Consider the following 18,238-nt stretch of genomic DNA (forward strand, 5'->3'; position numbering starts at 1 on the left):
CCGCCCTGGGCGGGCAACTGTTGAGAGCTATAGGGGAGCAGTTCAGCAAGTGACAGCACAGTCGATCAGCGGCCCACGGGCGGCTGAACCCGAATTGTGCCGAGTGTCCGTCATCGGGGGAAATACCCAGCTCGACGTCGGTCTGCCGGCCAACGTGCCGATCGCCGCGTTCATCGGTGATCTGGTGCGTCTCATCGAATCTCGCAACCCGGATCCGATCGGTGGTGAAGAGGGCGGAACACCCCTCCAATCCCAGCATTGGACACTGGCCAAATTGGGCCGCGACATGATCGCGCCGAGCCAGACGCTCAATGACGCCGAGATCTACGACGGCGAATTGCTCGTACTGCGCGCGGTTTCCGCCAAAGAAGCGCCCGCGCTCTTCGACGACGTCATCGACGCTGTGTCCAGGCTCACCGCCGAGGAGTTTCGCAGCTGGTCACCGACCGCCGCCCGCTGGACCGGACTGGTGGCCGGTGTGGCCGCCGTCGTGTTCGCGGTTGTGCTGGGCCTGATCTCACGTTCGGACGGCGACACCTTCGTCGCGCCGCCGCTGCTCTTGGGCGGCGCCATCGCCGCGCTCGTCGCCGCGGCCATCGCCCGGCGCAAGTACGCCGACGAGCTGACCGCGACCGTGCTCACCCTGTGCATGCTGCTGCTCACCTTCGGCGGCGCGGCGCTGGCCGTGCCCGGCTCGGTCGGCAGCCCGCACCTCATGCTCGGCGCCGCCGCCACCCTGCTGCTGGCCGTGGTCGGCTACCGCATCATCGGGGCCGGAGCGGCCGTGGTGTCCGCCGTCGTGACCGTGGTGATCCTGTCCGGAATCGGCGCGGCCGTGCGCATGATCTGGGATGCCGGAGTGCCGAAAGTCGCTGCGGGCGTACTGGTTACCTCCATCATCGTGCTGTCCATGGTGCCGCGCCTGGCCGCCATGCTGGCCCGGCTGCCCGTGCCGCCGGTGCCCACCGCGGGCGCGGCCATCGACCCGGCCGACCACGAACCCCGGCCCACCATCGAGGGCATCGGCGCCATCGGCGCGACCGTACTGCCGTCCGCGGCCGGGCTCGGACAGCGCGCCCGCACCGCCAATCAGTTCCAGACCGGCATCGTGGTCGGCAGCGCGATCGGCGCGGTCGCCGGTGCGATCGGCTCGGCCGATCCGTTCGGATCCGCCCGCTGGCAAGGCATCGCGCTGGCCGTGGTCATCTCGATCATCCTGTGCCTGCGCGGTCGCTCCTTCGCCGATCTCACCCAGGCCGCCACGCTGATCGGCAGCGGCTGCGTCACCTTCATCGGCCTGGCCGTGCTGCTCGCGCTCGCCGACGACGGGATGCCACTGCTGTCGGCCGGACTGCTGCTGCTCTTCGCGGTGGGAGCCGTCGGATTCGGCGTCATCGGCCCGCACGTCGAAGTCACCCCGGTCACACGGCGCTTCAACGAGATCTTCGAATACGGTCTGATCGTGTCGATCGTCCCGCTGGTGCTGTGGATGATGGACATCTACTCGACGGCCCGGAACATATGAGTCGGCGTCCTGGAAACTGGGCGCGAACACTGTGTGCGACGGCGATTCTCGGCGGTGCGCTGCTGGGACCGCAGGTCTCGGCCGAGGCCGGGCCGGTGGCCACCGTCAACCCGCCGACCTCCGATCCCGGCACCGACGAGGGACGGGCGCGGCTCAAGGACGCGCAGGACAAAGCAGGCAAGCCCGGTCCGCTGGTCACCACCGAACTGAAGGTGGTCTGCGGCAACGAGTGGTACCTGAAGAGCAAGGTCGTCCCGCGGGACGAGGCCGTCGCGCAGAAGGTGCTCGATCTGCCCGCGGTCTGGCAGGCCAACCCCGGGCCCGGCAACAAGGGTGCGGGACAGACCATCGCGGTCATCGACACCGGCGTGATCCAGAATCCGCGCCTGGACGTGCGGCCCGGCGGCGACTTCGTCTCCGGCAGTGACGGTACCGAGGACTGCGACGGACACGGGACCGCGGTCGCGGGCATCATCGCCGCCAAACCCAGTCCCGACGACGCGCTCGTGGGTGTCGCGCCGGAAGCCCAGATCCTGGCGATCCGGCAGTTCAGCGACCACTATCAGGCCAAGGACCAGAACGGCGAGAAGCCGCCCGGCACCATGAGCTCGCAGGGGTACGGCCCCAGCCTCACCCTCGCCGCCGCGGTCGTGCACGCCGTCGACCTGGGAGCCAAGACCATCAACATCTCGGAGGCCGCCTGCACCGCAGGAGGATCCGACACCGGCGACGGTCCGCTCGGCGCCGCGGTGCGCTACGCCTACGACAACCAGGTCGTGGTGGTCGTCGCCGCGGGCAACCTGGATCAGGCCACCGGCTGCGGCACCCAGAACGGCTCGTACAGCGACAACGCGACCAGCTGGAAGAACGTCAAGACCGTCTCCAGCCCGGCCTGGTTCAACAAGTACGTGCTGTCGGTGGGCTGGATCCAGCCCGACGGCAACCCCGCCGGCAATACGCTCTACGGCCCGTGGGTCGGCGTCGCGGCCATCGGCCAGGACCTGGTCTCGCTCGACAGCAAGAACCCGGGCGCGCTGGTCAACGGCACCGGCGTCGACAAGGACGGAAAACCCATCGGCCTCAACGGAACCAGTTTCGCGGCGCCCCAGGTGGCCGGACTGGCGGCGCTGCTGCGGGCGAAGTATCCGGACTGGTCCGCGCGGCAGATCATGAACCAGATCATCCTCACCGCGCATCAGCCCGGCACCGGGCGCGACGACCGCGTCGGCGCCGGACTGATCGACCCGGTCGCCGCGCTCACCGCGCACTTCCCAGACGACGTGCTCAGCGCCGACACCCCCGTGCTGCCCAACCACGCCGGGTCCGACAAACCCTTGGCCTTCCCCACTCCCGAAAAGCCCGCCGGCCCACCGCGATTGCCGCGGCTGGTCGCCACCGTCGGCACCATCGTCTGCCTGTCCGCGCTGGGAATCGGTCTCGCCGTGTCGATTCCGTTCCGCCGCCGCCGAAGCGACGACGAGCTGCCCGACCTCGATTACTGACCGGAGAGATATCCATGGCTACCGAAGGTTTCGTGCGTCGGCCCCGCATCGCACCACCCCGCGCGCCGGGCGGAGAGATGGCGCTGACCGCGCCACCGGAGATCCCGCGACCGGTCGCCGCGCCCCTGATGGCCAAGCTGATGCCGGTCGTCATGGTGGTCGCCATGATCGGCATGCTCGCCATGATGAGCCTGATGGGCCGCTCCATGCTGTCCAACCCGTACATGATGATGATGCCGATGATGATGATCATGTCGATGGCCGGCATGCTCATGGGTCAGCGCGGCAGCAGCAAGAGCTCCGCGGAACTGAACGAGGAACGCAAGGACTACTTCCGCTACCTCGACCAGACCCGCCGCGAAGTCCGGCGCACCGGGCAGAAGCAGCTCGAGACGCTGGTCTGGAGCCACCCCGAACCGGTGGACCTGCCCTCCATCGTCGGCACCCGGCGCATGTGGGAGCGGCGGCCCGCCGACCCGGACTTCGGGCACGTGCGCGTCGGCATCGGCACGCACCGGCTCGCCGCCAAACTCGCGCGACCCGAAACCGGTCCGCTCGAGGACCTGGAGCCGGTGTCCACCGTCGCGTTGCGTCGTTTCGTACGAACCCATTCCGTGGTACACCACCTGCCGACCGCGGTGTCGCTGCGCGCCTTCCCCGCCATCAATCTCGAGGGACCGGCCGAGGACGTACGCGGACTGGTGTGGTCGATGCTCATGGAGCTCACCGCGTTCCACGGACCCGACCACGTCGGCGTCGCCATCGTCACCGCCGAACCCGACTGCGAAGCCTGGGCCTGGGCGAAATGGCTACCGCACGTACAGCATTCGAGCCAGCGCGACGGTATGGGCGCGGCCCGCATGATCTACGGCTCGCTCGGCGAACTGGAGACGGCGCTGGCCGACGACCTGCTCGAGCGCGGGCGGTTCATGCGCAACCCGCAGCCCACCCAGGGGCGCATGCACCTGGTCGTCATCATCGACGACGGATACGTCAGCGGCAGTGAGCGTCTGATCAGCGAATCCGGACTCGACGCGGTCACCGTCATCGACCTGAGCGCCGCCGAGAACAGCCTGGCCGCGCGACGCGGACTGCAACTGGTGGCCGCCGGGGGAGAGGTGTTCGCCAAGAGCGCGGCGGGCAGCGAGAAGTTCGCCAACGCCGACCGGGTGACCCTCGCCGAGGTGGAATCGTTCGCGCGCAGCCTGGCCCGCTTCCGCATCGCCACGGCCGCGCAGATCGTCAGCCTCGGCGACAACACCTCCGCCGCCGATCCGGGCCTGATGAACCTGCTCAAGATCCCGGACGCCTCCCAGATCGACCCGGCCAAGGTGTGGCGGCCGCGCGCCGGACGCGAACGACTACGCGTGCCCATCGGCATCACCCCGGACGGGACGCCCGTCGAGATCGACATCAAGGAATCCGCCGAGAACGGCATGGGCCCGCACGGCCTGTGCATCGGCGCGACCGGCTCGGGCAAGTCGGAATTCCTTCGCACCCTGATCCTTTCGATGGTCACCACGCACTCGCCCGATCAGCTCAACCTGATCCTGGTCGACTTCAAGGGTGGCGCCACCTTCCTCGGCATGGATCCGCTGCCGCACGTGGCGGCGGTCATCACCAACCTCGAGGAAGAGCTCGAACTCGTCGACCGCATGCGCGACGCGCTCGCCGGTGAGATGAACCGGCGCCAGGAACTGCTGCGCTCGGCGGGCAACTTCGCCAACGTCGTCGAATACGAGAAGGCCCGTGCGGCCGGCGTGCCCCTGGACCCGCTGCCCGCGCTGTTCGTCGTCATCGACGAATTCTCCGAATTGCTCTCGCAGAAGCCTGATTTCGCGGATCTGTTCGTGATGATCGGCCGCTTGGGCCGCTCTTTGCACGTCCACCTGCTGCTCGCCTCGCAGCGGCTGGAGGAGAACAAGATGCGCGGCCTCGACTCGCACCTGTCGTATCGGATCGGTCTGCGAACCTTCTCCGCCAACGAATCTCGCGCGGTGCTGGGTATCACCGACGCCTACCACCTGCCCGGCGTACCCGGCTCCGGTTACCTGAAGAGCGATGCGTCGGATCCGTTGCGGTTCAACGCGACCTACGTGTCCGGGCCTTACGTCGCGCCCCGCGCCGCCCGGCAGGCCGCCGACGGCACCACCGTCGTCGACGCGCCACCGCGCGAATTCACCGCCGCCATGGTCGAAGTCCTCGAGCAGCCCGAATCGGAGCACCCGTTCGATCCGCTCGATCTGTTGCCGCCCCCGCCGCCCTCGAGTGATGAGGGCCTGCCCGACAGCCTGCTGCAGACCGTCGTCAAACGCCTCACCGGGCACGGCCGCCCCGCCCACGAGGTGTGGCTGCCGCCGCTCGAGGAATCGCCGACCGTGGACATGCTGCTGCCGGACCCCGACTGGCGGTCGCCGGTCAACCGGCACGGGCAGCTGTGGATGCCGATCGGCATCATCGACAAGCCCTACGAGCAGCGCCGCGACGTGCTCACCATCAATCTCGCGGGCGCGCAGGGCAATGTGGCCGTCGTCGGCGGTCCGCAGTCCGGCAAGTCCACCACGCTGCGCACCATCATCATGTCCGCGGCGGCCACCCACACGCCCGAACAGGTGCAGTTCTACTGCCTCGACTTCGGTGGTGGCTCCATGGCCGGCCTGGTCGGGCTGCCGCACGTCGGCTCGGTCGCGGGCAAGCTCGACTCGGACCGGGTGCGGCGCACCATCGCCGAACTCACCACCCTGCTGCGGGAGCGCGAGGAGCGCTTCGCGGGACTGGGCATCGAATCCATGGCCGAGTTCCGGCGGCGCAAGCACGCCGCCCAGGCGGCGCAGTCCGATGACCCGGTGCTGGGCGACCGGTTCGGCGACGTCTTCCTGGTCATCGACAACTGGCAGGTCGTCCGCGAGGAATTCGACAGCCTGGAGCCGATGGTCGGACAGCTTGCCGCGCAAGGTCTCTCGTACGGCATCCACGTGATCCTCGGCGCCAACCGCTGGGGCGAGATCCGGGCCTCGGTCAAGGACATGATCGGTACCCGCATCGAACTGCGACTGGGTGACCCGTCCGACTCCGAGATGGGCCGCCGCGTCGCCGTCAACGTGCCGCTCAACCGGCCCGGCCGCGGTCTCACCGCCGACCAGCTGCACATGCTCATCGCCATGCCGCGCCTGGACTCCGACACCGATCCGCAGAACCTGGCCGAGGGTGTGGCCGCCGCGCGCACCGAGATGCAGGCCATCTGGGGCGAACGCCGCGCACCCGAGGTCCGCACCCTGCCCGGCAGCGTGCCGCGCGAGCGGATCCTGGAACTGGCGCACCGCAACGGCATTCAGCAGGGACCCACCAAGGTGGTCATCGGCATCGGCGAATCCGAACTGCAGCCGATCGTCCTCGACTTCGCCTCCGACCCGCACTTCATGGTCTTCTCCGAAGTCGAGTCCGGCAAGACCACGGTGCTGCGCAACATCATTCGCGGCCTCGCCGAGAACTCCAACGCCGACACCGCACGCGTCATCCTCATCGACTACCGCCGCACCCTGCTCGGCGTCCTGGAAGGCGACCAGCTCGCCGGCTACTCGACGTCCTCGCAGACCTGCGGCGGCATGATCAAGGAAGTCGTCAACTACCTGTCCAAGCGCATCCCCGGCTCCGACATCACCCCGCAACAGCTACGCGACCGCGACTGGTGGACCGGCCCAGAAATCTATGTCGTCGTCGACGACTACGACATGGTCGTCGCCGGCGGAAACCCCTTGGGCGCCTTGATCGAACTGCTCCCGCAGGCCCGCGACATCGGCCTGCACGTCGTCATCTCCCGCAACATGGGCGGCATCTCGCGAGCCCTCTACGACCAGGTCCTCGGCTCGATGAAGAACCTCTCCGTACCCGCCCTGCTCATGAGCGGCTCCCGGGACGAAGGCAAACTCATCGGCGACATCCGCCCCATGCGCCTGCCGCCAGGCCGCGGCATCCTCTGGTCCCGCTCCCGCGGCGACGAAATGATCCAGATCGCCGACCTGCCCGGAATGTAATCCACCCGCGGGACAACGAGGAATACGCACGGCACCGACCCGTGCCCGGGGCAAGCCGCGCCGGGCACGGGTCGGTTCGTGTCAGAAGCCCGCGCTACCGGTGCTACCGGTTCCGACGGCATCGCAGGCCGGCTGTGCCGGTTGCACAGCGGGGGTGCTTCCGTCGGCCGCCGCGGAGACGGTGACCGTCCACGACACGGACGAAGAGCCCTGCTGTGCGGTGAAAGTGTGGGTGCCCACGCTGGTTGGGACCCAGGACACAAAGGCCCGGGCAGTGATCCCTAGGTCGGGGTGATAGGTATGGATGGGGCCGGCCCCGATGCACTGCCCGTTGTCGTAGAAACTGATCCTGTTGGGGGTGGCCGGTGATGCCGACGTAATACCCTCCACGCCCAGGGAGTAGATCGTCCCCACTTGAATAACTGGGTTCGGGGTGTCCTGATAGATCCACTGGTTGTTCGGGCCTGCCACGATCCATGTCGCGTCCGCGACGGACGAAGACGCCGTCGGCGCGGCAATGGTGACGACCGCCGATGCCGCGATCACCGCCCCCGTTGTGCCCCAACCGATTCGGCGGCCGATCCCGGCTTCCCTACGCACCTTGTCCACTCCTTTCGCCCCCCGAAAATCGGAGTGCCGCAGCCTAACCACCGTGGGCTGCCCACCGCGTGCCCCGAATTGTGGGGGGGCACGCGCCTGCGTCGCCCCGCCGCGGCTGGGTCAGGTGGCGGTTGCCTGGCCCGGTTCGGCGATCACGCCGGGATGGGCGCGGAGAAAGGGGTGCTGGGTGAGGGTCCAGGTGGTCGGGGTGGCGGGATCGAGGGTGAGGCGGGTGGTTTCGCCTGCAGCCAGGGTGAGGGTGGGGCGGGTGAAGGCGTGGGACCAGGCGGCGGTGGGGCGCTCGAAGAGGGCTCGGGAAGGGCCGGTGGCCTCGGGGCCGGCTATGCGGGCCAGGCGGAAGCCGGCTCGCAGGTAGTAGGCGTGCAGGTCCTCGTTGGTGGTCCAGGCGTCGAGGCGGACCCACGTGCGACGGCGGCGGCGGCCCAGCTGGGCCGCGTGCGCCAGGAGGGCTTCGCCGATGCGGTTTCCGGCGAAGCGGAGGTCGACGATCATGTAATGGATGATCACGGCGTCGGCGAGTTCGCCGGGAGACCAGAGGTTTTCGTCGGCGCGGTCGTTGACGGTGATGGTGCCGGCGGGTTCGCCGTCCACCTCGGCTATCCAGGTTTCGCCCTGCCGGACCGCATGGGCCACGGACCGGACGAAGGTCTCGATGGGGAGACCTCGTCCGGCCCGTGTCCATTGGTCACTGCCGCGCGCCGCCAGCCAATTGGTGCGTTGCAACCGGAACCGGGTGATGGTCCCCAGATCCGCGACGCGGGCCCGACGCAGGTGTGGTTTCATGGCGAACCGGGTAGCAGGGAATTACCGAACGAATGGGAATTACCGGTCGGAAATGGTGCGCCCAGAGTTTTACGAATAATGTCCGTTCCTTCGTCATCGCCCAATTCGTATGCCAATCGGTTGCGGGCCGCAGTGGAACGATGACGGGTCACTCGAGTGACGCGTTCGTGGTTGGCTCCGATACGTAAATGATCGAGAAGAATGGTGCCTGGACCGATGCCCAGCAACGCTGCCTCCTCGGCCGTGGCGGGACGGGCGACGACGGTGTCGCGGTGCGCCGTCTCGGCGTAGCCGCGGTCGGCGAGCCGCCGCGTCGTCCCCTCGGGGATATCGCGCGGAGCGTCGATTCCGGTGGCCTCGGCCAGATCTCGCGGGTAGAAGCTGACCTCCCAAGACCACGGTTCGTTGTCCAGATACTGCATGATAGTGCGCGAAACGACCCATTCGTCGCGCGCCACGCCCAGCCAGTGCGCCACCTCCTGACTGGCCGGTTCCATTCTCGCGCTGAACTGTTTGGACGGCTCCCGGCCCGCGGCCCGCGCGATCTCGGAGAAGATATCGTGGGCCGCACGCGGCCGGTCCGGCCGAATGTGATTGGTGACAACGGATTCCAGCACTTCCTGACTACGCACGATGGTGCCTCGGGAAGTGGCTGTGTAAACCAGGTTTTCGGCAACAAGAAGTTGAATCGCATTGCGAGCCGTCGTAATCGAGACTTGCATCTGCTCGGCCAACTCATTGTGACTCGGTAGTCGATCGCCCGGTTCCCACTTGCCGGCGCGGATCTCCTCGCGGAGGAGGTCTGCGATCCGTTGGTATCTCGGACCGTCTGCCATCTCGCTCCTCGGTTGTTGCTTCAAGAGTGTGAAGTCTACTCCCGTAGTACTACTGCCGTGTAAGGCTTGACAGCAGCATTCTGAGGTTTATTGTAATGAACGTCCTGAATGCGGTGTTGGTATTCGTCGAAGAACGCGAGGCAACGTGGCTGGTTCGGAGACATCAAACACGGTCGTTGTGGCATTGCCCGACGTGTCCTGTTCCTATGTGGACATCGAGGCGCAACTACCGGCTTCCGGCCTATTGCCGACCTCCGACCTACTCCTGCGCGCTTGTCGCGGTCACCGGGTCATCGGCGGACCTCTGCTGTGGTTCGCCCACGACCTCGCGGTGCTGCACGAGCGGCGAGTGGTCGGGCGCGGCGGTGTCGGCCCGGAAACCGATCCCACCTCGATCATCGAAAACAAGCGTCGCCGAATCGAATTGGTCATGGCCATTGACGACTGGATCGTGCGCTCGGTACCCCAGCATCGACTGGGCGCCACCCTGCACACCGAAACAGTCGGATCGGTCATCGAACGGCTCGCCGACGCATCCGTGCGTGCTCATCACGCGTTGATGACCCTTGACGCCAATGATGAAATGTTGCACGGCGCTTGGCACCATTTAGCCGAATTGTCGGACGCCTACGACGATCTCGTGCGAGACGTTCTCGCCGGGCGTCGCCGGCTGCCCGCCTGGTAAAAGCAGGACCGATGCGCGGTCCGGGCCCGAGGGCGGCCCGGACCGTCATCTTTGCGTATCCGCGATACGGTTGGCGCGATCATTGAGTTCGACCACAAGGGGAGTTGTGGACAAGCTACAAGTTCGCGCGATACTCGCTGCAGTACTGGCGATTACGGCGCTAACGGCCACGGGGTGCGGGTCGGAACCGAAGTCCGCGGCGGAGACGACCGTCGACCTCACCAAGCTCGACACCGGCAGCTACGCCACGAAACCACAGCAACTGGTACCCAAGGACGCGGCGTGGATGAGCCGCAACCTCGAGGCCATGCGACTCGCGGACGCGGTGCCGTTGCCGCAGCAGATCGACCCGGCGCTGACCCACAATCTCGGTGGCGTGCACGCCATCGTCGACGTCGAATCCTTCGGCAACAGTTCACCATTCGCGTCCTTCGACGGCGACCAGTTCACTGCGGCCACACCCGGGCTGATCGCGGGATTCGGGACGGCCGCCGCCTCCAACGCCGACACCAAGGGCCTCGGATACACGTTGCGGCACTCCGTGATGATCTTCGACAGCGACGCGGCGGCGACCGCCGCGGCGACAGCGCTGTCCGGGATGCGCTTCGAAACCATCACCACACCGGATCCCTTGCGGTCGACGGTGTATCCCGACGCGCACGTGGTCTGGATCCCTCGGTTCCAGGCGCTGTCGTCCTGGTACGCCACCGGCCGGTACGTCATCGGCGACGTGGTGAATCACCACGAGAACCTGGACCTGGAGATCTCCGACCCCAATGTCCTGCTGGCACTGTCGGACAAGGCGATCGGCGTGACCATCGAGCGGCTGAAGGGCTTTCAGCCGACACCGGTCGACCAGCTCGCCGCGCTGCCGATCGACCCCCAGGGCTTCCTGCGGCTGGCCCTGATCCGGCCCGACGGCGACCAGACCGCCTTCGCGCTCCAGGGCACCCTGAGCCGGGATGCCGCCTTGCACCGGGAGGACGATCCGAACGAGGGCCGCGCACTGTTCGACCGGCTCGGGGTGGACTACATCGGCTACGGCGCGGGCCGGCTCGTCCGGACCCGTGACGCGGCCGCCGCCGAGGAGTATGTCGACGTGGAATCCGTTGGCCGCGTGTGGCGCCGGATCGACTCGCCGTCCGGGCTGCCGAGCGCCCGTTGCGTCAAGTACCAGGGGCCGGTCGTTTTCCAGTTCCCATATCGCTGCATGGTCGCGCACGGGCGGTACGCCGCCGAGATGTGGTCCCAGCAGCCACAGGACCTGTATCAGCGGATCTCGGCGCAGTACGCCATCCTCGCCAACGACAAATAGGGGTAGTCGTGAAGAAGATCAATCGGCGTAGGGCCGTATTCGCGGCTGCCGCTACGAGTTTCGCTGTCCTGCTCGCGGGGTGCGGGAGCACGGTCTCCGGGTCGTCCGCCGCAGGAGAGATCGATGTCCGCACCCTGGCCGTCGGCAACTACCCGACGACGCCCTTGGATTTACGCGCCACCTACGAGCACTCGTCCCACGACGGCGCGTACATCGCCGCCGGACGGCTCGCCGACGCGGTGGTGAGCGGCGCCGACGTCGATCCGAGCTTCAGCTACACGGCGCTCGCACGGTCGGGCACCAGTTATGTGATCGCGGCGGCCGCCAAACCGGTGCTCGACGCCAATCACCTGATGCTGTCCTATTCGACCACGGTCAGCGACCAGCCCCGGCTCGAAACCCTCTACATCGACCACAGTTCGGGCAATTCGAGCCCGCTCGAGGGCTGGGAGAACGATCCCACCGCCACCACTTTCAACGTGACCGTGATGCAGTTTCCCGGCGAACAGCAAGCCCAGGCGGCCGCGGAGGGAATCGAGTCCGCCGATTTCGGTGTCGCACCTGCCGACAACGCGCGGGTGAGCCTGGACAAGTATCCGGCCGCGAAGGCCCACTGGCGGCCCGGGATTCCCTCCATGGCGGCCACGCTGTCCCGTGGCCAGTACGCGATCAACGTCTTCGTCCGCACGCCGAAGGCGGAGATCGACGGCCTGAAATCGTTGGCTACGAAGATCTTCGACGCCCAGTTGCCGCTGCTGGACAAGACACCCCCGCTGTCCCAGCGCGACATCCTCTACCTCGACTACGACCCCGCCGACATGCTCCGCCGCACCCTTCATCCCGGCGACTACCCCAAACCCAGTGAGGACGAGGTCACCCGGACACCGCGCGGGTTCCTGCACACCCTCGACGAACAAGCCCCGTGGAAACGACTGCTCGACGACAACGGCGTGGACATGACCTCGAGCACGACCAAGGGCGCTTTGCTGTTGCGCGCCCGCGATCCGAAGTCCGCGGTCGACCTGTGGTCGGGAATCAAGGGGCTCATCAAGGATTCGGCCGAAGCGCCCCCGGGGCTCTCCGCGGCGACCTGCGCCCAGAACCCCAAACCCAACCGCGCGAGCTTCCCGCAGGGCTGGGACTTCAGCGACCGGTATGTCTGCACCGTGTACTACGACCGGTACGTCGCCCGGGTCGGCGGCCCCCAACTGCTCGACGCCCAGCAGCGCGCGGCCGCGCAATACGCGCTGCTGGCCAAGGCCCAATACCTCTAGCGGAGTATCACTTCGGCAGTCTCGGGATCGCGTCGGCGAGGAGCTTGGCCGCCTTGCCGCACGCGTCCGGGGTCGCCGACTGATCCGACACCATGAGCTTCAACTGCTCGGCATTGCCCTTGTCCGTCGGGCGCACCAGGTAGCTGACGTTACAGTCGTTGATCGTGTGCGCGCCGATGACGTAGGTGGTGAAATCGCCGGCCTGCCAGGTGTCGTAGGCCCAATCACCCTGATCGGGACGGGACTGGTCGACCAGATCGACCCGGACCCAGCCATCGTGGCCGATCGCCGCACACGCGTGCGGGGAATGCTGACGGTCGGTGACCTCACCGGTGATTCCCCGGATCGTGTCGTCAGGAACCAGCGAACACGGATCCAGGCGCAGCACCGACACCGGCGCGGCCTGACGCTGCGGGACGGAGTCGGAGAGACGGTCGGCCACCGCGGCCAGCGCCTGCTCGGCGGCCGTGCAAGCCGCGCCGGGCTCGGCCGCGGGATCCAACTGCTCGGCCGACATGCGCAGCGGGACATCGCCGCCGGACTTGGCGACCAGCACGGTGTCGCACTTGTTGTCGGCCGCGCCCGACGTGAGGATCGTGCCCCAGCTCGCGGTGTGCGTGGTCGGCTTCAACTGGTCGACGCCGATCGCGCTGTCGGGAATGTCGAGGGTGTAGTGGACTTTTCGCTGTGTGGAATCGACCACCGTGGTGGCGCAACCGCCCCCGGGCTGCAACTCGGGATCGGCGGTACGGGTACCCACCTTGCCCGGCAGCGCCTTGTCGATCACGGCGCAGGTATCCAGCAGCCGCAGCTGCGCGGCCGTCAGATCCAGGGATGGATCCGTGCGCGCCTGCGCATGCCCCTCGGCATCGGAGGATCGGGTCAACGCGAACAACGTGCCGCCCACCAGCACCGCACCGGTGACGGCCGCGGCCGCCCAGCCGATATTGCGCTTGCGGCGATCCTCCAAGCGCGCCATCTGATCCCGGTAACGGGTCTCCTGCTCACCGCTCGACGCCCACCATTCGGCATCGGTGCGGTGCGACGCGAGGAAGTCCAGCACCGGTTGCGGCCAGGTCGACTCCCCGGGGATGCGCTCCGCCTGCTCCAGCAGCTGGCGTGCCGACGGGCGATGCGCCGGATCGGGGGACAGGCAGGACTCGACCAGCTTGCGCACCGCGTGCGGGACCGCCTGCAGATCCGGTGTCGCGGACACCGATCCGGTGGCCGCCAGAACCAGCAGCATGCCCAGCGCGTAGACGTCGACCGCGGAGGTCACCGGCTGGCCCTCGGCCTGCTCGGGCGCCAGGTACACGGACGCGTCCGTGGTGGCCGAGCCATCCTCGCGGGCACGGGTGATGCCGAAATCGACCAGGCGTGGGCCCTCCGCCGTCAACAGCACATTGCCGGGCTTCAGATTCCGGTGCACCAGCACCGCGCGATGCACCTCGAGCAGCGCGGACGCCAAGCCGGTCGCCAGCAGGCGCAGACCCGGCAGCGGCAGCGGGCCACAGGCCGCGACGACCGTGGCCAGGTCCGGGGCGGGCAGGTATTCGGTGGCCAGCCACGGGCGTTCGGCGTCGGCGTCACTGTCCACCACCGGCGCGAACGACGGGCTGGTGAGCTGCTTGCCCGTCTCCAGTTCCCGCTGGAAACGCGCACGGAACTCCATGTCCACGGTCTGCGACCGGTGAATCTGCTTGACCGCCACGAGCTTTCCGGTCGGCGTGCGACCCAGCAGCACTCGGCCCATCTCACCCGTACCGACCACCGCGATCATGTGGTGCGGGCCGATCCAGCGCGGATCGTCGGGCAACAGCGCCTTCATCGCGGATCCGCCGGGCTCGGCGTATACGGACGGGGTGCGGCGGACAGGCCGCGGACATTACGCATCCAGGTGTACTCCGAGTTCTCGGGGTCGGCCGCGAGGAATTCGCCGGACAGGGCGGCAGCGCGATCGAGCCACAAACTAGCACCCGTTCGGTGCCGTGTCATGCGCAGCCGGCCCGGCCGAAGTCGCTGCCCCGGAGCGCCTTCGGAACCGCTTCCGGCCCGACCACGACAATGCCCGCGACTCAACCCCGATAGTGACGGTGGTCAGCGCCGAAATCATCGGCCACGGTCGCCGCCAGCTCGACATAAGCACGCTTGACGGGCTTGCTCAGCCGATGCAGATCGATCTCCGCGCCCTCACCCAGGTGAGCGTCGTACGGGATGATGTGGACCGCGCGGCAGCGCGACAGGAAATAATCGCGCAGCTGATTGATCCCGACATTCGGGGCGCCCGGGCGCGGCAAATTGATCACCACCACCGCATTACGAACCAAATGGTCGTGACCGTGTAGCGACAGCCAATCCAGCGTCGCCGCCGCACTCCGCGCGCCATCGATCGCCGACGACGAGATCAACACCAGCGAATGCGCCAAATCCAGCACACCCGCCATCGCCGAATGCATCAGGCCGGTACCGCAGTCGGTCAGGATGATGTTGTAGAAGCGCTGCAGGATGCGCGCCACCGCGCGGTACTCCTCCTCGTTGAACGACTCCGACGCCGCCGGATCCCGCTCACTGGCCAGCACCTCCAACCGGCTGCTGCCCTGCGACGTATGTCGGCGCACATCCGAATACCGCTGAATATGATCGTCCAGCAACAGATCCCGCACCGTCGACCGCGTCTGCAACGGCACCCGCTGCGACAACGTCCCGAAGTCCGGATTCGCGTCCACCGCGATCACCCGATCCCCGCGAATCGACGAGAAGATCGAACCCAGACCCATCGTGGTCGTGGTCTTGCCGACACCACCCTTGAGCGACAGCACCGCGATCCGGTAATCACCGCGCACCGGCTGCCGAATCCGCGCCACCAACTCCTGCAGGCGGCGCTCCTCCGCCGACATTCCCGGATTGATCGCGCCACCGGACATGTGATGCACAGCCCGCCGCCAACCCGAACCCGGAGCCTTCGTGGCCCGGCGCAACGGCACATCATCCAGCGACGGGGCGGGACCACCGGCATAGCCACCACGCGGACCCTGCACGGGCCCACCCGGGTAACCCTGTGGCGGAACGCCGTACTGGCCGGGCGCGCCATACGCGGGCTGCACGGAACTCATCCCGTACTGCCCGGGCACGACACCCGGCTGCGCGGGTGCGCCCATATCGCCCCAGCCAGGGGCGGCCGGAGCAGGTTGTCCGGGAACGACGGGACCGGTCGAGGGCCCGGGACCGCCCGGGTAGGCAGCCCCCTGCTCCGGCGCAGCCCAGGGCATCTGCCCACCCGGGCCCTGTGGACCATCGGGCCCGGGACCCCAATGCGACTGTCCCGGAGCATTTTCGCCGGGCATACCCACACCGTGCGGGGCCGGTCCGTCGGCTTGCGGTCCGGTCAGCGCGGCGGCCGCCGCCTCGGAGCCGGGAGCCTCGACCCGCGGATTCGAGTCCGTGCCAAAGGCATCCGGCGGCGGGACCTGTCCCGGCAGGACGCCAGGGAGCGCGTGCGTCGGTGAAACGCCCGAATCCGACTGCAGAGGAATCCGCATGGGCGGCCCGGTCAGACCCGCCGCGGCAGCCTCCGACATCGGCGCGTTCGCCCACGGGTTCGCATCTGTACCGGCAGCGTCGGTGGCATCAGGTGCGGCAGCGGGCATGCCGTGACCCGGCATCGGCACACCGGGCTCGGATCGCCAGGGAGCCGGCTGCGACGCCTGGTCCGGGAACCCCGGAACCCCGAAACCAGGCTGTCCGGGACCATTCGGGTACCGACCGCCCGCAGCAGCCTCGGAATGCGGAGCATTCGCCCACGGATTCAGCTGCGGCGGAACCGCTCCGGGCGGGAAGCCCTGGTGCGGCTGCATCGGGGGAACGCCCGGAGGGGGTGCCGGCGGCAGGCCCTGATCGCCGGGAATCGTGCCAGGCGCGGGTGGCATCCACTGTCCGCCATCGGCGACCGGTGCCGAGACGTCCGCGGCGCGGTGACGGCCCGGACTCATCGGCTGATCGAAATCGGCTTCGGGGTCCGAGGTCTCGTCCGCGCCGGCGGTGGCGCCTAGCTCAGCCAGCTGGGCGTCGAGCAGCTCGTGCGCGGCGGCCGTCGTAATCGGTACCGGCGGAACGTCATGCTGGGCGGGGGGCGGCGGGGGTGTCGCGTGGTCGGCACCCGGGCGGGCCGCGGGGGTGGCCTGCGGTGCGACAGGTGTCTGGCTGGGGCCCGGTTCGGTTGCGGCGGAACTCGATTCCGGAGACGGGGGGATCGGCCACCGCGTCGTCGGATCGGCGGGGGCGATGATCCCCGAGCCGGTCGCGTCGAGATCGCCCGGTGCCGGAGGCAGGGGCGGATTCGACATCTTCGTGGTGGCGTCCACGGAATCGACGGTTTGCTCGCCCGGCGCCGGGGGCAGTGGTGGGCGCGAGGCACGGGCCGGATCGGCTGCCGCCGAATCGATTTCGCTCGGTGAAGGTGGCAGCGGCATGCGGGTCGTCGGATCCGCTGGGGGGCGCGCGGGGGAGACGGCCTCCGGGGTGCCGGCGGACGGCGTGCCCGCGAGGGACGCGCCCGCGGGCTGTGCTCCGGTCGCGACCGCAGGGCCAGCCGAAGCCGGCGAGGGTGCCGTCGCCGGAGGAGTTGCCGGGGCAGGAGGCGCGGGAGGCGCCGAGAACTGCTGTCCCCGTGGCGGTGTCGCCGCAGGGCCGGGCCGGGCCGAATCAGGGTTGGCCGGAGGCCGCGACGGATCGGACGCGGGTCTCGACTGCGCGCTGGGGAATTGGCTGTTGCCGGAGCCCTGGCCATGGGGCGGCGGGGGCGTCGGGGCCTGACCGTTCGTCGGGAACGGTGCGGAGCCTTGGAGATTCGCCGGACCCATGCCGTGACCGCCCTGGCCATTCGCCGGCTCAGCGGAGGAGGCCTCGCCATTCGGCTGCGAAGTCTGGGGCATCCGGCCATTGGGTGGCTGCGTGAACGGTGACTGGCCGTCGCGCTGCGGAGCCTGCGGTGACTGGCCGTTGGGTGGCTGCGTGAATGGCGACTGGCCGTCGCGGTGCGCAGGCTGAGGCGCCTGGCCGCCGGGCGGCTGGGTGAACGGTGACCTGCCGTCGTGCTGCGGGGGCTGCTGGGCGTGGGCAGCGTGGCCGTTGGGCGGCTGGGTGGCGGGTGCCTGGCCGTTGGGTTGCGGGGGCTGGCCGTTGGTGGGCTGGGCCTGGGGCGTGTGGCTGTTGGGCTGTTGGGCGAAGGGGTCTTGGCCGATGGGGTGGCCCGAGGGGGCGGCGGTGCCGTTGGACGGGAGGTTGAAGTGGGTGCCGGGGTCGCGGGTCGGCATCGGCGGCGCGGGCTGTGCGGGAGCTGGCGGGGTGGCGCGCTGCTCGGGGCCGGGGCCGGGGCCGGGGCCGGGGGTTTGGGGTGCCGAGTCGGGGGTCGATTCCTTGCGGGGCTTGCGGCGGCCGAAGAGGCGGCGGCCGCCCTTCTCCTCGGGGATGACGTCGTCCTGGGGGAGGTTCTCGACGGGGGCTTCGTAACCGGTGTCGGTGACGTCGCTCTCGGAGAGCCAGGGCGGGAGCATTGGGAGCCCGTCGTTCTCGCGACTCACATCTACCCCCGGTGCCTCGATCATCGTGCAGGACAGGGCGTAGTTTAGCGATCTCCGGCGGGGTCCGCGCCCGGCACGGACCGG

The 18,238-nt window shown here is 68.6% G+C and carries 11 protein-coding genes; 6 read left to right on the plus strand and 5 right to left on the minus strand.

The window, feature by feature from the left end; translation table 11 throughout:
* The first annotated feature begins 103 nt into the window (after positions 1-103).
* From eccD to eccCa, 3 genes are read left to right on the plus strand one after another with little or no spacing between them, the layout of a single operon-like run.
* Complete coding sequence (gene eccD / locus ACYVKL_RS10040) at positions 104-1,525, plus strand: type VII secretion integral membrane protein EccD (RefSeq protein WP_379168607.1); 1,422 nt, start codon at positions 104-106, stop codon at positions 1,523-1,525.
* Positions 1,522-3,027, plus strand: coding sequence for a type VII secretion-associated serine protease mycosin (gene mycP / locus ACYVKL_RS10045; RefSeq protein ID WP_379168609.1), 1,506 nt, complete (start codon positions 1,522-1,524; stop codon positions 3,025-3,027). Before eccD ends, mycP begins: the two co-directional genes overlap by 4 nt.
* A 14-nt stretch (positions 3,028-3,041) precedes the next feature.
* Positions 3,042-7,061: a type VII secretion protein EccCa gene (gene eccCa / locus ACYVKL_RS10050; protein WP_379168611.1), complete on the plus strand. Its 4,020-nt coding sequence runs from the start codon at positions 3,042-3,044 to the stop codon at positions 7,059-7,061.
* A gap of 81 nt (positions 7,062-7,142) precedes the next feature.
* On the opposite strand, the gene ACYVKL_RS10055 is transcribed toward eccCa, so the two are convergent.
* The 3 genes from ACYVKL_RS10055 to ACYVKL_RS10065 all read right to left on the minus strand — a co-directional run bounded on the left by ACYVKL_RS10055 (position 7,143) and on the right by ACYVKL_RS10065 (position 9,325).
* Complete coding sequence (locus tag ACYVKL_RS10055; protein ID WP_379168613.1) at positions 7,143-7,661, minus strand: hypothetical protein; 519 nt, start codon at positions 7,659-7,661, stop codon at positions 7,143-7,145.
* Between the two features lie 120 nt (positions 7,662-7,781).
* Entirely contained in the window at positions 7,782-8,465 is a 684-nt protein-coding gene (locus ACYVKL_RS10060) for a GNAT family N-acetyltransferase (RefSeq protein ID WP_379168615.1), read from the minus strand.
* A complete protein-coding gene (locus ACYVKL_RS10065; protein WP_460771688.1) occupies positions 8,462-9,325 on the minus strand; it encodes a GntR family transcriptional regulator in 864 nt (287 codons plus the stop codon). The genes ACYVKL_RS10060 and ACYVKL_RS10065 overlap by 4 nt, the downstream gene beginning before the upstream one ends.
* Positions 9,326-9,632: 307 nt before the next feature.
* On the opposite strand from ACYVKL_RS10065, the gene ACYVKL_RS10070 reads away from it, so the two are divergent.
* From ACYVKL_RS10070 to ACYVKL_RS10080, 3 genes are all read left to right on the plus strand, one after another.
* Positions 9,633-9,986 carry a DUF4254 domain-containing protein gene (locus ACYVKL_RS10070; RefSeq protein ID WP_246598137.1) on the plus strand — a complete coding sequence of 118 codons (354 nt, stop codon included), beginning with the start codon at positions 9,633-9,635 and terminating at the stop codon, positions 9,984-9,986.
* Positions 9,987-10,272: 286 nt separating this feature from the next.
* Positions 10,273-11,301, plus strand: coding sequence for a DUF7373 family lipoprotein (locus ACYVKL_RS10075; protein ID WP_379168620.1), 1,029 nt, complete (start codon positions 10,273-10,275; stop codon positions 11,299-11,301).
* Between the two features lie 8 nt (positions 11,302-11,309).
* Positions 11,310-12,575: a DUF7373 family lipoprotein gene (locus ACYVKL_RS10080; RefSeq protein ID WP_379168623.1), complete on the plus strand. Its 1,266-nt coding sequence runs from the start codon at positions 11,310-11,312 to the stop codon at positions 12,573-12,575.
* 7 nt (positions 12,576-12,582) lie between these two features.
* Here the strand turns inward: ACYVKL_RS10080 and ACYVKL_RS10085 are convergent, their stop codons facing one another.
* Positions 12,583-14,403 carry a serine/threonine-protein kinase gene (locus ACYVKL_RS10085; protein ID WP_379168626.1) on the minus strand — a complete coding sequence of 607 codons (1,821 nt, stop codon included), beginning with the start codon at positions 14,401-14,403 and terminating at the stop codon, positions 12,583-12,585.
* Between the two features lie 247 nt (positions 14,404-14,650).
* Positions 14,651-16,114 carry a MinD/ParA family ATP-binding protein gene (locus tag ACYVKL_RS10090; protein ID WP_460771790.1) on the minus strand — a complete coding sequence of 488 codons (1,464 nt, stop codon included), beginning with the start codon at positions 16,112-16,114 and terminating at the stop codon, positions 14,651-14,653.
* Positions 16,115-18,238 lie beyond the last annotated feature (2,124 nt).

The organism is Nocardia tengchongensis, assembly GCF_054781395.1.

Bases quoted from the DNA above. Each gene is read 5' to 3' on its own strand.
- mycP (WP_379168609.1), top strand. From the start codon at position 1,522: ATGAGTCGGCGTCCTGGAAACTGGGCGCGAACACTGTGTGCGACGGCG.
- eccCa (WP_379168611.1), top strand. From the start codon at position 3,042: ATGGCTACCGAAGGTTTCGTGCGTCGGCCCCGCATCGCACCACCCCGC.
- ACYVKL_RS10060 (WP_379168615.1), bottom strand. From the start codon at position 8,465: ATGAAACCACACCTGCGTCGGGCCCGCGTCGCGGATCTGGGGACCATC.
- ACYVKL_RS10075 (WP_379168620.1), top strand. From the start codon at position 10,273: ATGAGCCGCAACCTCGAGGCCATGCGACTCGCGGACGCGGTGCCGTTG.
- ACYVKL_RS10085 (WP_379168626.1), bottom strand. From the start codon at position 14,403: ATGAAGGCGCTGTTGCCCGACGATCCGCGCTGGATCGGCCCGCACCAC.
- ACYVKL_RS10090 (WP_460771790.1), bottom strand. From the start codon at position 16,114: ATGCGGATTCCTCTGCAGTCGGATTCGGGCGTTTCACCGACGCACGCG.